A 21,085-nucleotide genomic window follows, 5' to 3' on the forward strand; every position below is an offset into this window, starting at 1 on the left:
GGCGCACACTGGCTTCCATGACGGCGGACGCGCAGGGGGTCGGGGGCACCCGCGGCTTCCTGCCCGCCGTCGAGGGTATGCGCGCGTGCGCCGCCGTGGGAGTGGTGCTCACCCACGTCGCGTTCCAGACCGGCACCACCGGCGCCGTGGTCGGACGCCTGCTGCATCGCTTCGACCTGGCCGTCGCGGTGTTCTTCGCGCTCTCCGGCTTCCTGCTGTGGCGCGGGCACGCCGCCGCGGCCCGCGGACTGCGCCGGCGCCCACCCACCGGGCATTACCTGCGTTCTCGGCTGGTACGCATCATGCCCGGATATGTGGTGGCGGTCGTCGTCATCCTGACGCTGCTCCCGGACGCCAACCACGCGAGCTTCACGGTGTGGTGGGCCAACCTGACGCTGACCCAGGTCTACGTCCCGCTCACATTGACGGCGGGACTGACTCAGATGTGGAGCCTGTCGGTCGAGGTGAGCTTCTATTTGGCCTTGCCGATCCTGGCTTTCGCGGCCCGTCGGCTGCCGGTGCGGACCCGGGTCCCGGTGATCGCGGCGATCGCGCTGGCCAGCCTCGGCTGGGGGCTGCTGCCGATTCACACCGTGCAGGGGGTCAACTTCTTGAACTGGCCGCCGGCCTACGCCTCCTGGTTCGCCGCGGGCATGCTGCTGGCGGAGTGGACAGTCAGCCCGCTGGGGTGGGCGCACAAGCTGGCCCGCAATCGCTGGGCCATCACCGGTATCGCGCTGGCGGCCTATCTGATCTCGGCCTCACCGCTGGCCGGTCCGAAGGACCTGGTTCCCGCCACACTGGGGCAGTTCGTGATCCGCACCTCGATGGGGGCCATCGTCGCCGGTGCGCTGCTGGCGCCGCTGGTGCTCGACAGGCCCGACACCCGGCACCCTATTCTGGGCAGCCGGTTCATGGTCACCCTGGGCCGGTGGTCCTACGGGCTGTTCGTGTGGCATCTGGCCGCGCTGGTGATGGTGTTCCCGATGGTCGGTCGGTTCATGTTCAACGGCAACCTGATCGTGACGCTGGTGTTGACGCTGGTGCTTGGCTTCGCGATGGCGGCGGTCAGCTATGCCCTGATCGAATCGCCATGTCGGAATGCCTTGCGGCGCTGGGAGTATCGCGAGAAGGCTCCGGTCCCGTCGCTGGACAGTTCGGTCGACGATGCGCCGGAGCCCGTGATTGCGCGATGATTGCGGCCTGACCCGACGTCTGAGGGGATCGCTATGGCTTCTGAACCATTGACCATCATGTTCTGGCCCGAGTCGGCCTACGGCCCGACGAACCAGTGCATCGGTCTGGCGGCCATCCTGCGCGGGCGCGGCCACCGGATCGTGTTCGCCGCCGAAAGCTCGTGGGCGGGCAAGCTCGCACCACTGGGCTTCGTCGAAGAACTGGTCGATCTCGCCGAGCCTGCCGACGGCGCGGCCGACGAGGATCCCGGCAAGTTCTGGACCGACTTCATCGCCGAGACCGCGCCGGAGTTTCGCAAGCCGACTCATCTGCAGCTCGAAACCTTCATCCAGCCGACGTATCAGGCGCTGATCGACGGTGCGAAATATTGTGAGCCGCGGCTGCGGGAGATCGTCGCCGAACATAAGCCCGACGTGATCGTCGAGGACAACGTCGTGCTGTTCCCGGCGTTGGTGAGCGCGGGCGCACCGTTCGTGCGGATCGTGTCCTGCAGTCCGCTCGAAGTACCGGGACCGAATGTGCCGCCCCCGTTCTCCGGGCTGCCCAGTGCGGACCCCACGCAGTGGGACGCCTACCGGGCCGAGTTCGACCGCACCCATCGCGCGATGTGGTCCGACTTCAACGCATGGGTACAGAGCCGCGGTGCCGGTCCGCTGCCGGATCTGGAGTTCATGCCGCGCGACAACGCTGCCAATCTCTACGTCTATCCGGCCGAGGCCGACTACGTCGATGCCCGCCCGCTCGACGACAGCTGGACGCGGATGGACTCCAGCGTTCGGGAGACCGACGCGGAGTACGAGGTGCCCGCATCGGTGGCCGACCGTCCGGAGGCCAGCGCGCTGATCTACCTGTCGCTGGGATCGCTGGGCGGTGCCGACGTCGAACTCATGCAGCGCCTGGTCGACGTGCTGGGCAAGACCAAGCACCGGTACATCGTGAGCAAGGGTCCACAGGCGGATCGGATCGCGTTGGCCGACAACATGGTCGGTGAACAGATGCCGCCGCAGACCAAGGTCATCCCGCAGGTCGATCTGGTCATCTCACATGGCGGCAACAACACGGTGACCGAGACCCTGCACTTCGGCAAGCCGCTGATCGTGCTGCCGCTGTTCTGGGACCAGTACGAAAATGCCCAGCGCATCGACGAACTCGGCTTCGGTGCTCGACTCGACACGTATGCCTTCCGCGACGAGGAGCTCATCGCGGCGGTGGACAGGATCCTCGCCGACACCGAGGTCCGAAACCGGCTGTCCGGAATTGGCGAGTCGATCCGGGCCCGAGACGGGCTGCGGGTCGGGGCCGACGTGATCGAGCAGGTGGGGCTGCGGCATCGGAACCGCGACAGCGCGTCAGGCTGATGACGTGGGCGGGGAACTCGACTCACTGGATCTCATTGACGGTAAGCGACTTTCGATCGTCGCGACGGAAGACGGGCTGACCGCCGAACCGCAGGTTCGCGACGCCGGCGGGTCGTGGCGACGCGCCCGGCCCGGCGACGGTGTCGCCGAGGCGCTGCTGGCACTGCTGGCGGCGGCGCCGGAGGTGTCCGAGATCGGATCGTTCACCGTGCACTCCTGGTCGGCGCGGGTCGCGGCGGGCGAACGGGCGATCACCGTCGATCAGACCAACGAATCGGTGATCGTGGGTGACGCGGCGGTGGTGAAGTGGGCCGCGCATCTGCAGGCCGGACCGCATCCGGCGCCCCGCCGGATCGAGATACTGCGCGCCAATGGCTTTCGGCACATGCCGTGCCCGTGGGGGCTGGTCGCCTGGCGATCGGAGGACGGCGACCAGACGCTGGTGGCCGGTGTCGACGAGTATCTGCCCGGCGCCGTCGACGGGTGGACATGGGCGGTGGACCTGATCGCGGCGGCGGCGGACGGGCCCGACGCCCCGGCGGACGAGCTGGTGGCGGCGGCGGCGGACGTCGGCACCGTGATCGCCGAATTGCACGCCGCATTGGCGCTCACCGCGACCATCGCCTCGCCCGCCGACGCCGAGCGCTGGCGGGCCGGGGCAACCGCGACCTTGGATGAGGCTCGGGCGCACAGTGATCCGGCCATGCGCGAGCTGCTCGAAAGCCGGGTGATCGACGAGATCGTCGACGGCCTGGGCGGGATGGCCGGTACTCCGGTGATCGAGGGCCACGGTGATCTGCATGTCGGCCAGGTCCTGAAACATCCCGGCGGGTACGCGGTCATCGACTTCGACGGGAATCCGGTACTGCCACCCGCCGAACGGGTGCTACCGATCCCGGCCGTCCTCGACGTGGCCGGGTTGGCGCAGTCGCTGACCCACGCGGCGATCGTGGCCCGCCGCCACCACCGCGTCGACCGGGTGGCGTTGTCCAAGGTCGACCGGCTGGCCCGCGATCACTTCACCCGCAGCTACGCCGCACACCTGGCCGCGCTGGGGCACGGCGAGTTGTACGATCCGGCCTGTCTGCGGGCATTTCGCTTGCAGCAGGTGTTGCGGGAAGTCGTCTACGCGGCACGGCATCTGCCGCGCTGGATGTACGTCCCGGAGGCCGCCTTACCCATGTTGCTCGACGAAGGAATCACCGGTGGACCCTGACGGCTTTGCCGCGGACCTGGCCCGCAAGCCGGAGGCGTTGTCTCGGCTCGCCGAGCGGCTTGCGGCCGACAATCCCTGGGCAGCGGTCGTTCCGGCCGGCACTGAGCGGGTGGTGTTCGTTGGGATGGGGTCCTCCGCCTACGCCGCGGGCGTCGTGGCCGCGCGGATGCGCGCGCGAGGGATTGTCGCGGTCTCGGAGTTGGCGTGCACCCGTCTGCTGCCCGCCTGGGGACCGGGCACCCTGGTGGTGGCGACCTCGGCGACGGGAGGTTCGGCGGAAACACTGGACGCGCTGCGCCGGCTGCCTGCCGGGGCGACCACGGTGGCGCTGACCAACACCGCAGGGTCGGCGATCACCGAATCCTGCTCCGCCGTCGTCGATTTGGCAGCCGACCCCGAGCGCGGCGGGGTGGCGTGCCGGAGCTATCAGCACACGCTGGCACTGCTCATGGCGCTCGAGTTGCACCTGGCCGGAGACGACACCGCCGGGTTGGTGGCGTCGATCGCGACGACGGCCGAAGCGAGCGCGCACCTGCTCGACACCGAAGCGGCCTGGCGCCCCGAGGTGGCAGGCATGCTGCTCGGGCCGGCGGGCACTCACCTGGTCGCGCCGGCCCACCGGTTCTGCTCGGCGCAGCAGGGCGCGCTGATGCTCCGCGAGGGCCCGCGGCGTCCCGCAGTCGGGTGTGAGACCGGCGACTGGAGCCACGTCGACGTCTACCTCACCAAGACCACCGACTACCGGATGCTGGTATTCGCCGGTTCGGAGTGGGAGGACCAGATGGCGGAGTGGACGACGGTGCGCGGCACCACCGTTGTCGCGGTGGGCGGCACCGTGCCGGGAGCCCGACTCGAGGTCCGTTACCCGGGCGACGAGCAGGACGATGTGCGGCTGCTGACCGAAGTCCTGGTCCCGGAACTGGTCGCGGCCCGCGCCTGGCAGCAGACCGCCAAGGGCTGAGCTAACCCTGCAGTCGGGCGATCACCTGATCCCGAACCGCGGATCGGCGGGCTTTGCCCGCGTCGTCCCGCAGCGGGGTGTCCACGAACTCGACCGCGCGCGGCACCTTGTAGTCGGCGAGCCGCTGCGCCACGAACGCTTTGACGTCGTCTTCGGTGAGCACGTCACCGTCGGTGTGCACCAACGCATACGGCACCTGGCCGAGGTCCTCGTGCGGCACCCCGACGGCCAGACAGGACAGCACGGCGGGGTGCTCGGACAGGGCGCTCTCGATTTCCGCGGGATACACGTTGCGGCCACCGACGGTGAACATGTCGACCCGACGGTCGGCAAGGTACAGGTAGCCCTCGACGTCGAACCAGCCGAGGTCACCGAGAGAGTCCCAGCCGTCGCGGGACTTGGCGGTGCTGCCGATGTAGCGGTAGGTGGGGCGCGAACCCGGGTTGGGGCGCATGTAGATCTCCCCGAGCACCCCCGGTGGGCATTCGTTGCCGTCGTCGTCGAGCACTTTCATCTCGCCGGCCACCACGCGCCCAACTGATCCGCGGTGGGTCAGCCATTCCGAACCGCTGATGAACGTCAGGGCCTGAAGTTCGGTGCCGCCGTAAAGTTCCCACACCGCATCCGGGCCGAGCAGGTCGATCCACGCCTGCTTGACGTTCGGCGGGCAGACTGCGGCGACGTGCCACAGCCGGCGCAGCGACGACAGGTCGTAGGCGCCCGCGCTGGCGTGGTAGACCGGCAGCAGCCGCTGCATGATCGTCGGCACGGTGGTCAGGTAGTTCACCTTGTAGTCGGTGATGACACGCAGGAAGCGCTCCGGGTCGAACCTGGGCAGCAGCACCAGGTGCTGCCCGGTGGCCAATGCGATGGTGGCCGAGGTGAATCCGGTGTTGTGGCTGAGCGGCACCGGCACCAACTGGGTGTCGGTCGGTTCGTTGCCCATCCCCATCGCCACCAGGTCGGCCGGATACCGGCTGTCCCCACCGGCCTCGATGAGTTTCGGCCGTCCGGTGCTGCCGCCCGACGCGATCGATTTCCACGCCGGTGAAACAGCTTCGGGCAGTGCAGCATCCGAGAGATCCGGGCTGCCGGTGAAGTCGGCGGCCACCGACGGCACGACCCCGCGTGGGTCGGCGCGCCCGACCAGCAGTGCGCGCGGCGTCAAATCGAGCAGACCTTCGAATTCGGCGTCCGGCATCCGCGGTGACAGCGGTTGCGGGATGGCGCCGAGCTTCCATACCGCCACCGTGGCCTGCACCCACTCGATCGAGTTGGCCACCGCGATCGTCACGTAATCGCCTTGACCGACCCCGAGTTCGGCATAGGCGCGGGCCAGCCGGTTCGACGCAGACTCGAGCTGAGCGCGGGTGATGGTGCGGCCGTCGCACGACACGGCGGGGCGATCGGGTGCCTCGGCAGCCAGCTGGCTCAGCCGGGCCCCGAGCGCCGGGATCTCGTCACTCATAAGCACCTTGCTTGGCGAAGATGGCGCGGGGATTGTCCACCAGCATGGTGGTGATCTGCTCGTCGGTCACTCCGCGCCGGCGCAGCGCGGGAAGCACGTCGTTGTGGATGTGCCGGAAGTGCCAATTGGGCATGACCACCGGGACGACTTCTTCGGGCAGCCAGTCGATGTAGCAGGACGCGTCGTGGGACAGCACCATTTTGTCGGCATGCCCCCGTTCACACATCCGCACGACGGTGTCGACGCGGTCATCGAAACTGAGGAAGCCGTCCAGCCCGAATCGGTCCATGCCGAGGTACGAGCCTGCGGCGATCAGTTCCTCCAGGTAGCCCAGGTCGGTGGTGTCGCCGCTGTGCCCGATGATGACCCGGTTGAGGTCGACACCCTCTTCGGCGAAGATCCGTTGCTGCTCGAGACCGCGACGGCTCAGCGCGTGGGTGTGGGTGGTAATCGGCACCCCGGTCTGTTTGTGGGCCTGGGCCACCGCGCGCAGCACTCGCTCGACGCCCGCGGTGACGCCGGGTTCGTCGGTGGCGCACTTGAGGATTCCCGCTTTCACGCCGGTATCGGCGATACCCTCGGTGATGTCCCGGACGAACAGATCGGTCATGATCTCCGGACCGTCCAGCAGGGTTCCCGGGCCGGTGAAGTGGAAGTACATCGGGACGTCGTTGTAGGTGTAGATCCCGGTGGCGACCACGATTTGGAGGTCGGTCTGTGCGGCCACCCGCTGGATACGCGGAATGTAGCGGCCCAGTCCGATGACCGTCGGGTCGACGATGGTGTCCACCCCGAGTGCCTTCAGCTCGTTGAGCTTGGCGACCGCGTCGGCCTCGCGGGCCTCGCCGTCGCCCCAGCCCTCGGGATAGTTGGCCATGATCTCCTGCGACAGGATGAAGACGTGTTCGTGCATGAACACCACACCTAAGTCGCTCGTCGCGACCGGGCCTCGCACGGTCTCGACCTGTGACGGCTCTGTCATGCCGACACCCTAACGGGAAATGCTTGTGTCCTCTTTGGTTTCGCTGTCAGTTCGCTCCCGTATTGCGGAGGCGGCCAGGGCGCCGACCGCGATCAGGGCGAGCAGCTGGACCCAGGAGGAGTGGCCGATGTAGCCGTCGACGGAGCGCCAGGGGTAGCGCGAGAGCAGCGCCCCCGCCGCGATCAGCCCACAGGCACTGGCCGTCAGTGTCAGCCGGTCGCGCAGCCGGGCCCGCCCGCGTAGCAGGAAGCCGAGCAGCATCGCTGTCCCGAACACCGCCAGCCCGCCGACGCCCGCGATCAACCCACCGGCGGCCAGCACCCCGGCGCCGACCAGCAGGGGTACGGTCCAGGGCCGGGCCGGGGGGTGCGCTGCCGGCGGGCGGCGCGGCGGCACCAGTGCCAACAGCAGCAGCAGCGGTAGCAGGGACAGGCCGACGGCGAGCCCGATCCGGTAGATCCGGTTCGACGGGAAGCTGACCGTGACGGTGCCCTGTTCACCGGCAGGCACCACCCAGCCTTGTTGCCAGCCGTTGACGATGATCGGCGTGAGTGTGACCCCGTCGGGCAGTCGGGCCACCCAGCCGGGATTCACGCTTTCCGGGACCACCAGCACGCGTGCGGTGGGCGACCGGTTGACATTGAATTCCCTGCGATCAGCGCCCCAGCTGGTGACATCGGCGGGAGTCGTTGGGGCGGTGGTGATTTGGCTTGACAACGGGCCGGACAGCTGGACTCCGTCCACCACGAATGCCGAGCCGGGGCTGATCAGCAGCTCCTGCTGGCCGGCGGGTAGAGCGATCGGCGCCGGGTCGCATGCGCGGGCCGGGACAGGTTCGCCGTCCAGCAGTGCGCCGACGGTGGTGGTCACCGAGGTCTGCACGAACCGGCCGGACACCGCGACGATCGGTCCCTGGCCGCAGGGAATCTCGATGGTGCGTTTGCGGTTGGTGGCCGCGTCGGCGGCGGCGACGGGCTTGCCGTCCGGGCCCAGTACACCCACCTCGGCCAGGCCAGGAGGCTTGAGCTGATCGAAACCCAGTGCGGTGCGGTCGATCACGTCGTTCCAGTCGAGCAGGCTGATCCGGACGGTGTCGGTCAGCCGTGGACGCAGCGTCAGCGTTTGTGCGCCGGCGTCCGGTTGGGCGTCCATCCGGCGGACCTGCGGTCCGTCACCGAGGTCGACGGCCACCATCGTGGGATGAGTGGGCAGCGCCGACGAACTCGGAGTCAGCACCAGGCCGGTGACCTCGGTCGGCTTCGGCAGAGTCACCGTGAGAGTGGGGGCACTGCGATGCTGCACCACGTTCTGCGGTGCTGTCCACGAGGTGCGCGGGTCGCCATCGGTTGCGGCATAGGCGGATCCGTCGACGTCGATCAGATCGGCGTCGGCGCGTGAGCGGACGGTGCCCGGCTGGGCGACGAGGTCCGCCAGGTGCGGTCCCTGCCGGGCACGGACCCAGACCGTGGGGATGACGTCGATCGGTTTGGGCACGGTCAGCGTGCGGCTCAACGTGACCGGCTCCTCGGGAGCCTGCGACATCGACGCCGCGCAGTGCACTCCGTCGGGAGAATCCGCACAGCCTTGCCTACCGAGCAGTTCGGAGCCAAGATCCCAGGCGGCAATCGCGGACCCACCGGGCGGCCCGGGCACGACGACGCTGTGCCTGATGTCGACGGGATGGGCGAATCCGGAGGCGTCGAACTGAGTCACCGACAGATCGGTGATGCCGAACTGCACACCCGACGAGCCGTCGTCGGTCCCGATCGCGGTGATCCGGACCCACGGCGACTCGCCGTAGGGAAGGGCCACCGTGAGCGGTTTGCCCGGCTCGTCGAAACGCACTGTGGTGGTTCCGTTTACGGTGGACACCTGCAATCGCCGGACTTGGGCCCCGACGGCGGTGGCACTCGGAGTGATCGTCAGCGTCGCATTGGTGACCGGATGGTCGAAGTCGACCTGCAGCCACTGTCCGATCGCGGACTGTAGCGAATTGGACACCCACGCGGTGGCCGAGTCACCGTCGATGGCGGCGGCCGGTCCGCTGGCCGGCGCGACGTTGGGCAGCGCGGTGGCGTCCGACGAGGAACTCGACGCGGACAGCCGTCCTCCGGTCCAGGCACCGCGGACCGGCCGGGCACCGGGGACCGGGTAGTCGGGCACCCGGTTGAAGGTGTTGCGGTGGTCGCCCTCGGCCCGGGCTGCCGACGAGTGATCGTCGACCCGGCCGTAATCGGTTTCCCGGTCGACGGGGGTATCTGTCACGGTGACCACCGGCGCCGCGAGCCCTGCACGCTGGGCATCCGAAGTCAGCAGCATCGGGCCGAGCGGCGGTAGCCCGAGCAGCCTGCGTCGTTCGTCGATGCGCAGCAGCACCTCGGGGCCGCCGTCTATCCGGGGCATCCGATTCGCATCGGTCAAGTACGGCGTCGCCGGATTACCCTGGGCGCCAACGTGATAGATCTCGACCGCGGGATATCGCGGCCGCAGCCCGCTGTCGCTGATGAAACCGTCGAGTGTGCCCGGTCCGACCGGGTCGCCGAACTGCGCCACCTTCTGCAGACCCGGCGATCCGTCGATGGCGCGGTGCACCAGCAGCGGGCGGGCCGAGCGCGACTTGTCCGGGTCCAGGTCGTTGCGGACCACCACGTAGGAGATGCCCTGGCGGGCCAGGGTGTCGGCAAGCCCCGCCGATGGCCGGCCCGCGGCGAACAGGCGTTGTACCGAATCCAGCGCACGAATCGTTTGTGGCGGGGTTAGCGGGATGGAATCACGTACGCCCCAGGGACTTTCGCCGAGCACTTGCAGCGGTTCATCGTGGCTGTTGCCCCAGACCTGGGTGGCGAACGGGGCGCCTGGAACCACGAGGACCCGGCCTGGTGTCGGCTGGCCGGTGTTGTTCTTGGTCAGCCAATCCGCTGCCTGGTGCCAATAGTCCGGGATAGCGCGGAATGCACCGGGCGGGGTGAGCCGGCCGGTCCATGCCATGGACGTGGCGACCATCAGCGCGGCCATCACGACGATGCCGACCGCTACGCGTTTGTCGTTCTCGGGATGTGCGAACGCCCGCACCCATACCGGCCGGGGCGCGCTGCCGGGCAGCGGGATTCGGCTGAGTAGGTGCGCCAGCCCCAGCACCAGCGGGAGTCGGATCACCGGCTCCAGCTTGTGGACGTTGCGCAGCGGGGCACCCGCTGCGTCGAGGAACGCTTGCACGTGGTGCGCCAGCGGGGAGCCGAGTCCGCCGGAGTAGCCGAGGCCCAGCAGCACCACCCCGGTGAGCAGCATGACGATCAGCCGGCCTCGGGCCGGCATCGATCGCAGCGCCAGCCCCGCCATTCCACCCGCCGCGACGAGGGTGGTGGCCAGCACCATGGCCGGTTGGGTCACCAGTTCGGCCGCGGCGGTGGCGTTCGGCGAGACGAACGGCGTCCAGCTGTCGGTGCCGCGGAGCATCTCGGTCAGCGACGCCCACTGTGTGGTCACCCCGGACGACTCGATGAAGTCCAGGAACGGCGGACTTATCCGGCCCAGTAACAGAAGCGCGACCACCCACCAGGTGACCGCGAGGGCCGAGGCCAGCGCCCACCAGGCGCTGAACCGCAGCCACACCCGGTTGGGCCGGTGACACAGCCACCAGATGATCGCAGGCAGGCAGCCGGTGAACGTGGCGACGGCGTTGACCGCGCCCATCAATGCCAGCGCCAGACCGGCCCGGGCCGCCAGCACCCTCAGCGATCTGCTTCGGTCCGATGTTGCCGGCCCGGCGACTCCGGCACCGCCGCGCAGCGCCAGGATCACCGGCAGCAGCACCCACGGCGCCAGCATCATCGGCAGCGTCTCAGACGAGATCGACCCCAGCGTCGTCAGCACCCGGGGGGACAGGGCGAACGCCAGTGCGCCGATGATGCGCGACGAGCGGGTCCCGATGCCCAGCGCTTCGGCCACCCGCAACACGCCCCAGAATCCGGCGGTCAGCAGCAACGCCCACCAGAGACGCTGAGTGACCCAGCCTGGCAACCCGAGGGTGTCGCCGAGTAGGAAGAATGCCCCGTGCGGGAACAGGTAGCCGTAGGCCTGGTTCTGGGCCTGGCCGAACGGCAGGTCGCTGTTCCACAGATTGGCCGCGCGGGTGAGGAAACGCAGCGGGTTGGCGGTCAGATCGAGCTTGGTGTCCGGCGAGATCAGTCCCGGCGACTGGGCGAAGCACAACACCAGCGCGACGAGGAAGACACAGGAGAGCCAACGCCGCGATAGCGGCGAGGTCATGATGGGCGCCTCCGTGACCGCGGGGGAGGCGGCGGCGAGAGTGCTCAGGCTAGCCGCGGTTGCCGTACTCGACGCGGTTCAGCACCGACGACGCCGGGTCGCCGGGCGACAGCGGCGGCTTGGTGTCCTGCTGGATCATCAGCGTCACGCCGAAGATCGCGGCAGCTCCGAGCAGCAGACCGACCACGATGCTGGCGGCGGCAGGAACCACGAACCGGGTCATGGTCGCTTCTCCTCGCAGGTGCTGGGACGGTGCAGATCATCGGGTGAAGACCCGCAATGTCATGGGTGAATACCCGCTGGCAAACCTAGCACGCGGCCAACCTTGGTTGGCCCTCGGCGAGGGCCGTGACAGCATGTGCGGATGCCCAACCGCCTGTTCTCGATTCGCGGAGTCGCGGCCCTGTCGGCACTGCCGCTGCTGCTTCTCGGCTGCTCAGGGACCGCTTCGCGCCCCGCGGCGTCGTCGTCGGCACCGGTCAGCAAGTCGTCGTCGGCCAGCACGGCGCCGTTGGCCGGACCGGTACCGGCGCCCGCCTCCCCGGCGCCGCCGGCGTGCGGCGACGGCCCGAGATTGCTCAGCGCGATGTCGACCCGCGACAAGCTCGCCCAGGTGTTGATGGTCGGGGTCAAGGGCGCTGCGGATGCGCGCAATGTGGTGGACACCTACCACGTCGGCGGCATCTTCATCGGCAGCTGGACCGACCTGTCGATGCTGACCGACGGCTCGCTGCCCGACTACGCCAACGCCGGCCCGCTCCCGCTGGCCGTCAGCGTCGACGAAGAGGGCGGCCGCGTGCAGCGGCTGACCTCGCTGATCGGCGACGCCCCGTCGGCGCGGGTGCTGGCGCAGACCCAGACCGCCGATCAGGTGTACCAGCTGGCTCTGGACCGGGGAAAGAAGATGCGCGGCCTCGGCATCACCGTCGACTTCGCGCCCGTCGTCGACGTCACCGACGCCCCGGACGACACCGTGATCGGCGACCGGTCGTTTTCCGACGATCCGGCGAAGGTGACCGAATACGCCGGGGCGTACGCCCGCGGTCTGCGCGACGCAGGCCTGCTCCCGGTGCTCAAGCACTTCCCCGGCCACGGGCACGGCTCAGGCGACTCGCACACCGCCGGGGCGGTCACCACCCCGCCGCTGGACGCCCTGATGACCAACGACCTGGTGCCCTACCGCACGTTGACCACGGAAGCGCCCGTCGCCGTCATGGTGGGCCACCTCGAGGTGCCTGGGCTGACGGGGACGACGCCGGCCAGCCTGAGTGCCGCGGCGGTGGGTCTGCTGCGCAGCGGCGGCTACGGCGGCCCGGGCTTCGACGGCCCGGTCTTCAGCGACGACCTGTCCAGCATGGCGGCCATCGCCGACCGGTACGGGGTGGCCGAGGCGGTGCTCCGCAGCCTGCAGGCCGGCACCGACGTGGCGCTCTGGGTGACCACCGACGAGGTGCCCGCGGTGCTCGACCGGCTCGAGAAGGCGGTCAATGCGGGTGAACTCTCGCTGCCCGCGATCGAGACTTCGATATTGCGAATGGCGCGTCTGAAAGGGCAAAGTCCCCGCTGCGGCGGTTAGCCTGGGAGATCACGGACTCAGCGACGCGGGGGTCTGGCGAAAGGCGGTGATATGGCGGGTGGCACCAAGCGGTTGCCCCGTGCCGTGCGGGAGCAGCAGATGCTCGACGCCGCTGTACAGATGTTCTCGGTCAACGGCTATCACGAGACGTCGATGGACGTCATCGCCGGTGAGGCGCAGATCTCCAAGCCGATGCTGTATCTGTACTACGGCTCCAAGGAAGAACTGTTCGGGGCGTGCCTGGCCCGCGAACTGAGCCGCTTCATCGAAGCGGTGCGTGAGGACATCGACCTCAAGCAGAGCCCACATGACCTGTTGCGCAGCGTGATTCTGTCGGTGCTGCGATACATCGACGCCAACCGGGCTTCCTGGATCGTGCTCTATACCCAGGCGACCAGCTCTCAGGCCTTCGCGCACACCGTCCGTGAGGGCCGCGAGAAGATCATCGACATGGTGGCCCGGCTGCTGGAGGCCGGCACTCGACACCCCGAGCCCGGCACCGACTTTCACATGATGGCTGTCGCCCTGGTCGGGGCCGGTGAGGCGGTCGCCGCCCGCGTCAGCGCGGGTGACGCCGATGTCGACGAGGCCGCCGACATGCTGATCAATCTGTTCTGGCGCGGCCTCAAGGGCGCCCCCTCGGACAAGGAAGCCTCAGCGGCCAGCTCCTAGTTCTTGCGATGTTCTTGCGATTTCGGCGCGCTAACCGCCGCTGAGCGAACGAAAGCGCGCCGACATCACGTCAGTCCGCGAACCGTTCCGGTGAGGTGCGGGTACCCCTTGCTCAGATTGCGCATCGAGATGTCCCAACCGCCCGTGACGCGGTCGACGTAGAGTCCGGCGGTGGCCGGCAGGATAACCGGCTTTCCGAACTTCACCGAGTAGCGGACCGCATCGGGAATCTGCGCCTCGATATTGGCCAAAACCGCTGCTGCACTGAACATCCCGTGGGCGATCACGGTGGGGAAGCCGAACAGTTTGGCGCCGACCGGCGTGGTGTGGATCGGATTGTGATCCCCGCCGATCGATGCATAACGCCGGATCTGGCCGGGGCTGATCCGCAGGATCGCATTGGGCGGCGGCAGCTTGGGCCGCTTGGGCGGCTCGGGCTTGGGTCCGCCGGACAGGCTGGTGCGCTGCTGGTGCAGGAACGTCGTGACCTGATGCCAGGCGTGCTCGTTGCCCACGTGGATGTCGGCGATGACGTCGACCAGCAGGCCTTTGCGGTGCTCCCGCAGGTTCTCGGCGTGCACCTTGAGCTTGACGGTGTCGGTTACCGCGATCGGGCGGTACCGGGTGATCTCGTTCTCGACGTGGACTGCGCCCATGGCGGCGAACGGGAAGTCGAAACCGGTGATCAACGCCATCACGGTGGGAAACGTCAACACGAATGGATAGGTCAGCGGCACCGTGTCGCCGAAGCGCAGGCCGGTGACGGCCGCATAGGCGGCGACGTTGGACGGGTCGATGGACAGGTCATCGACCGTCAGGGTGCGGTTGGGCAGGTGGTCGCTGCGCGGGAAGAACGGCAGCGAGCCCGCCGCTGCGCGCAGCATGTTGCGCAGTCCGCTCGGCTGTTCGGTCACGGATGTCACCTCAGGCTCCCAGCATCGCCTGGCCGCAGACTCGGATCGTGTTACCGGTCACGGCATTCGAGGCGGGGCTGGCGAAGTAGGCGATGGTCTCGGCGACGTCGACCGGCTTTCCACCCTGATAAAGGGAGTTCAGCCGGCGGCCGACCTCGCGGGTGGCCAGCGGGATCGCCGCGGTCATCGCGGTCTCGATGAATCCGGGTGCGACGGCGTTGATCGTGATGCCCTTGTCGCCCAGCGACGGCGCCAGCGCCTCGGTGAGACCGATCATGCCCGCCTTGGTTGCCGCGTAATTGGTCTGTCCGCGGTTGCCCGCGATCCCGGCCATCGAGGACAGCCCGATGATGCGTCCACCGTCACCGATGCTGCCGTTCTCGATCAAGCCTTCGGTAAGGCGTTGCGGCGCAAGCAGATTGACCGCGACGACGGCATCCCAGCGGGCATCGTCCATGTTGGCCAGCAGCTTGTCGCGGGTGATGCCCGCATTGTTGACCAGGATGTCGGCGTGGCCCCCGTTGTGGTCGGAGTAGTGCTCGCGCAGATGCTCGGTGATCTTGTCCACCGCATCCTCGGCGGTGACGTCCAGCGGCAGGGCGGTGCCACCGACCTTCACTGCGGTCTCGCTCAAGGCATCGCGCGCACCCTCGACGTCGATCGCGACCACCTTGGCGCCGTCGCGGGCGAACACCTCGGCGATCGTGGCGCCGATGCCGCGGGCGGCGCCCGTGACGATCGCGACCTTGCCGTCCAGCGGCTTGTCCCAGTCGGCGGGCGGGGTGGAATCCGCGGCGCCCACATAGAAGACCTGCCCGTCGACGTAGGCCGACTTACCCGACAGCAGGAACCGGAGCGTCGACTCCAGGCCTGTTGCAGCGGGTTTCGCCTCCGGCGACAGGTAGACGAGCGAGACGGTGGCCCCGTGGCGCACCTCCTTGCCCAGGGACCGGGTGAATCCTTCGAGGGCGCGCTGGGCGATGCGTTCGTTGGCGCTGCCCGCCTCGTCAGGCGTCGTCCCGATCACGACGATGCGACCCGAGTGGCCGAGGTTGCGCAGCAGCGGGGTGAAGAACTCGTACAGACCGCGCAGCCCGACCGGCTCGGTGATGCCGGTGGCATCGAAGACCAACCCGCCGAACGAGTCGGCCCAGCGCCCGCCCAGGTTATCGGCGACCACGTCATAGTCCTCGGCCAGCGCCGCGCGCAGCGGCTCGACCACGCGGCCGGCACCACCGATCAGCAGCGAGCCGGCCAGCGGCGGCTCACCGGCTTTGTAGCGGCGCAGCGTCTCCGGCTGCGGAATGCCGAGCTGCTTGGCCAGCAGGGAGCCCGGCGCTGAGTTGACGATCTGCGAGAAAAGGTCGGAAGCCACGAACATGCCTTTCGAGTTGCGATGCGGGTGGACCGGGAACGAACTTACTCCAGAGTAAGGACCGTGCGTAGTATGGGTGGGTATACCCCCTCTCACACCGAACCCAAAGGGGAGATTGACGTGGCCTCTACCACTAGAAACAGCCGCCGGGTCGCCGTGATCGGCGGCAACCGCATTCCGTTCGCGCGCTCCGACGGCGCATACGCGCAGGCGTCCAACCAGGACATGTTCACCGCTGCTCTCGGCGGGCTGGTGGACCGATTCGGGCTGGCCGGCGAGCAGCTCGGCGCGGTGATCGGCGGCGCGGTGCTCAAGCACAGCCGCGACTTCAACCTGATGCGGGAGAGCGTGCTCGGCAGCCGGCTCTCGCCCTACACCCCGGCAATCGATCTGCAGCAGGCCTGCGGCACCGGTCTGCAGGCGGCCATCGCCGCCGCCGACGGAATCGCCGCCGGACGCTACGACGCCGCGGCTGCGGGCGGGGTGGACACCACCTCCGACGCCCCGATCGGGCTGGGCGACGAACTCCGTCGCACCCTGCTCAATCTGCGCCGCTCCAAGTCGAATGTGGACCGGCTCAAGCTGGTCGGAAAGCTGCCCGCCTCCCTCGGCATCGAGATGCCGACCAACGGCGAGCCCCGAACCGGGCTGTCGATGGGCGACCATGCCGCGATCACCGCCAAGCAGATGGGGATCAAGCGCGTCGACCAGGACGAGCTGGCCGCCGCCAGCCACCGCAACATGGCCGCCGCCTACGACGCCGGATTCTTCGACGACCTCGTCACCCCCTTCCTGGGGCTGTACCGGGACAACAATCTGCGCGCCGACTCCAGCGCCGAGAAACTGGCCAAACTCAAGCCGGTGTTCGGCGTGCGCAACGGCGACGCGACGATGACGGCGGGCAACTCGACCCCGCTCACCGACGGCGCCTCGGTGGTCCTGCTCGCCAGCGATGAGTGGGCAACGTCACACTCGCTGACTCCGCTGGCCTACTTCGTCGACTCCGAGACAGCCGCGGTCGATTACGTCAACGGCGCCGACGGCCTGCTGATGGCACCCACGTACGCGGTGCCGCGCCTGCTGGCTCGCAACGGCCTGACCTTGCAGGACTTTGACTTCTACGAGATCCACGAGGCATTCGCGTCGGTGGTGCTGGCCCACCTGCAGGCGTGGGAATCCGAGGAGTACTGCAAGGAGCGGCTTGGCTTGGATAGTGCATTGGGCAGCATCGATAGAACCAAGCTCAACGTCAACGGTTCCTCGCTGGCGGCCGGCCATCCGTTCGCCGCGACCGGCGGCCGGATCGTGGCTCAGCTGGCCAAACAGCTGGCGGACAAGCACAAGGCGACCGGGCAACCGGTGCGCGGCCTCATCTCCATCTGCGCCGCCGGCGGCCAGGGCGTGACCGCGATTCTCGAGGCCTAGAAAAAACCGAAAAAAGTTTCCGTGGGTTTGTAACGAACCCGTCCGGGATACAGATGTAAGGGATAGCTCCGTGTTGCCGTCTGACCCCCCGACCCGACGGCAACACGGGGCATCCTCTTTGTTTGTGCCCTGTTCTGCGGCATGGACGAAGGACCGCCGCTGGACAAGAGGGGATTCCAGCGGCGGTCACTATGAGGACGTGGCCGTCCCGCAAATCTGCTGAGAGCAGCTCTCCGCTAGCCCCGGTCTGCGAGCCCCGACTGTACGAGCGCGGCGTCCACGAATTGCTGCACCGGACGGGCCTGGAAAAACCCGGTATGCCCGCCGCGGTACCAGCCGATGTCCGGTCGCCCCCAGTGCTCCCACAATCCCAGCACCTGCTCGCGCGGGTGCACGATCCGGTCGGCGACGCCGGCGTAGATGAACCGGCCCTCCGGCGCGACTTTCGGTTGCAGCGACAGCGGCGAGATCATGTCGCCGATCGGTGCGGCCAACTCCAGAGTCCGGTGCCGCGGATCGTCGACGCTCAGTCCGGCGTGCCGGCCCAGGATGGACACCAGGTTGGCCGGCGGCACGCCGAGGATGGCGCACGTGAGGTCTTCGTCGAGGCTCGCGACCAGAGCGGCGATGTAGCCGCCCAGCGAGATGCCGTTCACCCCGATCCGCGCGCCGGGTTGCTGTGACCTGATCCAGGCCAGCACCCGGCGCACGTCCCACACCGCCTGCGCGGTCGCGTGGACGTCGTCCATCACGTCCTCGCCGGGGAACACCGCGCCCTTCGGCAGACCTCTGGCCCGCGGGCCGTGCATCGGCAGCACCGGCAGAATGACGTTGAGGCCGAATGCCTCGTGTAGATGCCATGCCCGGAACAACGTGAGGTCCAGATTCACGCGGCCCATCTCGGTCCCGTGGATGCACACCAGCCACGGCCGGGGCTCGCTGTGGCGCAGCATCAGCGCGTATTCGCGGCGGTTGCCGGGATAGCTCAGCCAACGCTGGCGTCCCGGTTCCCGGGCGTACGGCGTGTAGCCGCTGTCGAACGACATCCGCTCGTGCTTGCGGTTGCCCTTGCCGAACGTCCGGATCGATACCTCGGTCGGCGCCGGCGGCGCGGCGAAGAATCCTTCCGGCCTGGCCAGCCAGCCGTGCTTGCCGTAGAAGTCGACGGCTTTGACGACTTCGGCATTGATCTTGTCGTAGACGGCGGCATCGCTGAGCGGCCGGCGCATGCGCAGGCCGACCAGCACGATTTCGTCCCGCAGGGCGTGCGTGGCCAGCGAAAGCGTCGGTCGCGCGACGGGCAACTCACCGCTGCCGCCATCGAGGTACGCGCCCCAGGACCGCGCGTAGTACCCAGCGGTCTTGGTGAAAGGCGCGACAATATTCGCCAGTGGAGCACCGCCACTGGACTTCTTGCCGGTAGCAGCGGGATGCGTGGGAACTGCATCGTTGCTGTCGGGCATTGCCATTCCTCGAATGTAGCTGATCGCCGGCTAACTGCCAGAGCCCAAAGTCCCGATATCCGTTCGCCTGCGCGGTCAGCTGGCACAAAGGACCCGAAGTCCCCGGCGAGTCGGCACCGAAACGCGAACGGCTCCGAGACCCGAAGGTCCCGGAGCCGTTGTGCGTGGATGACTCAGAATGCTGCTTCGTCGAGCTCCATGATCTCGTTGTCGATCGTCTCGATCACCTGGCGAGTGCTGGTCAGCAGCGGCAGCATGTTCTTGGCGAAGAACGACGCGACCGCGATCTTGCCCTCGTAGAAGGAGGCGTCAGCACCGGTGGCGCCGGCATCGAGCGCCGCGATGGCCACCGCGGCCTGACGCTGCAGCAGCCAGCCGATGACCAGGTCGCCGACGCTCATCAGGAAGCGAACCGAGGCCAGCCCCACCTTGTAGATGCTGGCGGCATCGTCCTGCGCGGCCATCAGGTAGCCGGTCATGGAGGCGGCCATACCCTGGACGTCCTCGAGCGCCTTGGCCAGCAGCTCGCGCTCCGACTTCAGCCGGCCGTTGCCCGACTCGCTGGAGATGAACGCCTCGATCTGACCGGCCACGTGCGCCAGCGCAACACCCTTGTCGCGCACGATCTTCCGGAAGAAGAAGTCCTGCGCCTGGATGGCGGTGGTGCCTTCGTAGAGCGAGTCGATCTTCGCGTCGCGGATGTACTGCTCGACCGGGTAGTCCTGCAGGAAGCCGGAGCCACCAAAGGTCTGCAGGCTCTCGGTCAGCTTGGCGTAGGCCTGCTCAGAACCGACACCCTTGACGATCGGCAGCAGCAGATCGTTGACCTTGACCGACAGTTCGGCGTCGACGCCGTGCAGCGCCGCGGCGACTTCGGCGTCCTGGTAGGTCGCGGTGAACATGTACAGCGAGCGCAGTCCCTCGGCGTAGGCCTTCTGGGTCATCAGGCTGCGACGGACGTCCGGGTGATGGGTGATGGTGACCCGCGGCGCGGTCTTGTCGGTCATCTGGGTCAGGTCGGCACCCTGCACGCGCTCCTTGGCGTACTCCAGGGCGTTCAGGTAGCCGGTCGACAGCGTGGCAATAGCCTTGGTGCCCACCAGCATTCGCGCCATCTCGATCACATCGAACATCTGGGCGATGCCGTCGTGAACCTCACCGACGAGCCAGCCCTTGGCCGGCACCCCGTGCTGACCGAAGGTCAGCTCACAGGTGGTGGAGACCTTCAGGCCCATCTTGTGCTCGACATTGGTGACGAAAGCGCCGTTGCGCTCGCCGAGCTCGCCGGTCTCGGGGTCGAAGTGGAACTTCGGCACGAAGAACAGCGACAGGCCCTTGGTGCCGGGTCCGGCGCCCTCGGGGCGGGCGAGCACCAGGTGGAAGATGTTCTCGAACATGTCGTCGGAATCGGCCGAGGTGATGAACCGCTTCACGCCGTCGATGTGCCACGAACCGTCGTCCTGCTTGACGGCCTTGGTGCGGCCGGCGCCGACGTCGGAGCCGGCATCCGGCTCGGTGAGCACCATGGTCGAGCCCCAGCCGCGCTCGGCGGCGAGGATAGCCCACTTCTTCTGTTCGTCAGTGGCCAGCTTGTAGAAGATGCTGGAGAAGCCTGCGCCGCCGGCGTACATCCAGACCGCCGGGTTGGCACCGAGCACGTGCTCGGCCAGCGCCCAGACCAGGGCACGGGGAACCGGTGTGCCGCCGAGTTCCTCTTCGATACCGACCTTGTCCCAGCCCGCCTCGGTCACCGCGTGCACGGACTTCTTGAACGCCTCCGGCAACTTCACGGAGTGGGTCTCGGGATCGAAGACCGGCGGGTTGCGGTCACCCTCGACGAACGATGCGGCGACCGGACCTTCGGCCAGCCTGCTCATCTCCTGCAGCATCTCGCGCGCGGTGTCGGCGTCTACATCACTGTAGCTGCCCTGGCCGAGTGCCTTCTCGAGACCAAAGACCTCGAACAGGTTGAATACCTGGTCGCGCACGTTTGACTTGTAATGGCTCATGACGGCTCCTCCTCAGCGAGAATGTCATCTGAATGTGGGCTTTGTGGTTGAGTACTTTTGTCTAAGTTACCCACCAGTAACACGGCTTACTATACCCACGGGTAATGGGAAATCAACCGGGTGTGAGCAAGTTGAGTCATCTAACCAACCCACCGGTCGGTTTGGGGGATTGCCCCGTTCGTCAATTCGAAACTACGTGC

The 21,085-nt window shown here is 68.0% G+C and carries 15 protein-coding genes; 7 read left to right on the forward strand and 8 right to left on the reverse strand.

Features of this window, described 5'->3' with window-relative positions; genetic code table 11:
• Positions 1–17 precede the first annotated feature (17 nt).
• From Y900_RS14445 to Y900_RS14460, 4 genes are read left to right on the forward strand one after another with little or no spacing between them, the layout of a single operon-like run.
• Positions 18–1,196, forward strand: coding sequence for an acyltransferase family protein (locus Y900_RS14445; protein ID WP_036342745.1), 1,179 nt, complete (start codon positions 18–20; stop codon positions 1,194–1,196).
• Between the two features lie 33 nt (positions 1,197–1,229).
• Complete coding sequence (locus tag Y900_RS14450) at positions 1,230–2,555, forward strand: glycosyltransferase (RefSeq protein WP_036342746.1); 1,326 nt, start codon at positions 1,230–1,232, stop codon at positions 2,553–2,555.
• 4 nt (positions 2,556–2,559) lie between these two features.
• Positions 2,560–3,771, forward strand: a complete 1,212-nt coding sequence (locus Y900_RS14455; RefSeq protein WP_036342747.1) for a glucosamine kinase — start codon at positions 2,560–2,562, stop codon at positions 3,769–3,771.
• Positions 3,761–4,732: an SIS domain-containing protein gene (locus Y900_RS14460; protein WP_036342748.1), complete on the forward strand. Its 972-nt coding sequence runs from the start codon at positions 3,761–3,763 to the stop codon at positions 4,730–4,732. The genes Y900_RS14455 and Y900_RS14460 overlap by 11 nt, the downstream gene beginning before the upstream one ends.
• Position 4,733: 1 nt before the next feature.
• On the opposite strand, the gene Y900_RS14465 is transcribed toward Y900_RS14460, so the two are convergent.
• Genes Y900_RS14465 through Y900_RS30925 form a run of 4 tightly spaced genes read right to left on the reverse strand, consistent with a single transcriptional unit; the run spans position 4,734 to position 11,674 of the window.
• Complete coding sequence (locus tag Y900_RS14465; protein WP_036342750.1) at positions 4,734–6,200, reverse strand: AMP-binding protein; 1,467 nt, start codon at positions 6,198–6,200, stop codon at positions 4,734–4,736.
• Positions 6,193–7,182: a phosphotriesterase family protein gene (locus Y900_RS14470; RefSeq protein WP_036342751.1), complete on the reverse strand. Its 990-nt coding sequence runs from the start codon at positions 7,180–7,182 to the stop codon at positions 6,193–6,195. Before Y900_RS14470 ends, Y900_RS14465 begins: the two co-directional genes overlap by 8 nt.
• A 9-nt stretch (positions 7,183–7,191) precedes the next feature.
• Positions 7,192–11,451: an alpha-(1->3)-arabinofuranosyltransferase gene (locus Y900_RS14475; RefSeq protein ID WP_051660066.1), complete on the reverse strand. Its 4,260-nt coding sequence runs from the start codon at positions 11,449–11,451 to the stop codon at positions 7,192–7,194.
• A gap of 49 nt (positions 11,452–11,500) precedes the next feature.
• Entirely contained in the window at positions 11,501–11,674 is a 174-nt protein-coding gene (locus Y900_RS30925; protein ID WP_071948071.1) for a DUF2613 domain-containing protein, read from the reverse strand.
• Positions 11,675–11,815: 141 nt separating this feature from the next.
• Between Y900_RS30925 and Y900_RS14480 the strand changes: the two genes are divergently transcribed.
• On the forward strand, positions 11,816–13,027 hold the full coding sequence (locus Y900_RS14480) for a glycoside hydrolase family 3 N-terminal domain-containing protein (RefSeq protein WP_036342752.1): 1,212 nt from the start codon (positions 11,816–11,818) through the stop codon (positions 13,025–13,027).
• Positions 13,028–13,078: 51 nt separating this feature from the next.
• On the forward strand, positions 13,079–13,699 hold the full coding sequence (locus Y900_RS14485) for a TetR/AcrR family transcriptional regulator (RefSeq protein WP_036342754.1): 621 nt from the start codon (positions 13,079–13,081) through the stop codon (positions 13,697–13,699).
• A gap of 65 nt (positions 13,700–13,764) precedes the next feature.
• On the opposite strand, the gene Y900_RS14490 is transcribed toward Y900_RS14485, so the two are convergent.
• Positions 13,765–14,583, reverse strand: coding sequence for a MaoC/PaaZ C-terminal domain-containing protein (locus Y900_RS14490; RefSeq protein ID WP_036346792.1), 819 nt, complete (start codon positions 14,581–14,583; stop codon positions 13,765–13,767).
• 40 nt (positions 14,584–14,623) lie between these two features.
• Positions 14,624–15,988, reverse strand: coding sequence for a 3-oxoacyl-ACP reductase (locus tag Y900_RS14495; protein WP_237752563.1), 1,365 nt, complete (start codon positions 15,986–15,988; stop codon positions 14,624–14,626).
• A gap of 72 nt (positions 15,989–16,060) precedes the next feature.
• Here Y900_RS14495 and Y900_RS14500 point away from each other — a divergent pair, with 72 nt between their 5' ends.
• The gene (locus Y900_RS14500) at positions 16,061–17,413 is read left to right on the forward strand and encodes an acetyl-CoA C-acetyltransferase (RefSeq protein ID WP_237752564.1); all 1,353 of its coding nucleotides are present in this window, start codon (positions 16,061–16,063) and stop codon (positions 17,411–17,413) included.
• 236 nt (positions 17,414–17,649) lie between these two features.
• On the opposite strand, the gene Y900_RS14505 is transcribed toward Y900_RS14500, so the two are convergent.
• Together Y900_RS14505 and Y900_RS14510 are read right to left on the reverse strand one after the other, a co-directional pair.
• Complete coding sequence (locus Y900_RS14505) at positions 17,650–18,882, reverse strand: alpha/beta hydrolase family protein (protein ID WP_036342758.1); 1,233 nt, start codon at positions 18,880–18,882, stop codon at positions 17,650–17,652.
• Positions 18,883–19,049: 167 nt separating this feature from the next.
• Entirely contained in the window at positions 19,050–20,885 is a 1,836-nt protein-coding gene (locus tag Y900_RS14510) for an acyl-CoA dehydrogenase (protein ID WP_036342761.1), read from the reverse strand.
• Positions 20,886–21,085 lie beyond the last annotated feature (200 nt).

The organism is Mycolicibacterium aromaticivorans JS19b1 = JCM 16368, assembly GCF_000559085.1.
GTDB lineage: Bacteria > Actinomycetota > Actinomycetes > Mycobacteriales > Mycobacteriaceae > Mycobacterium > Mycobacterium aromaticivorans.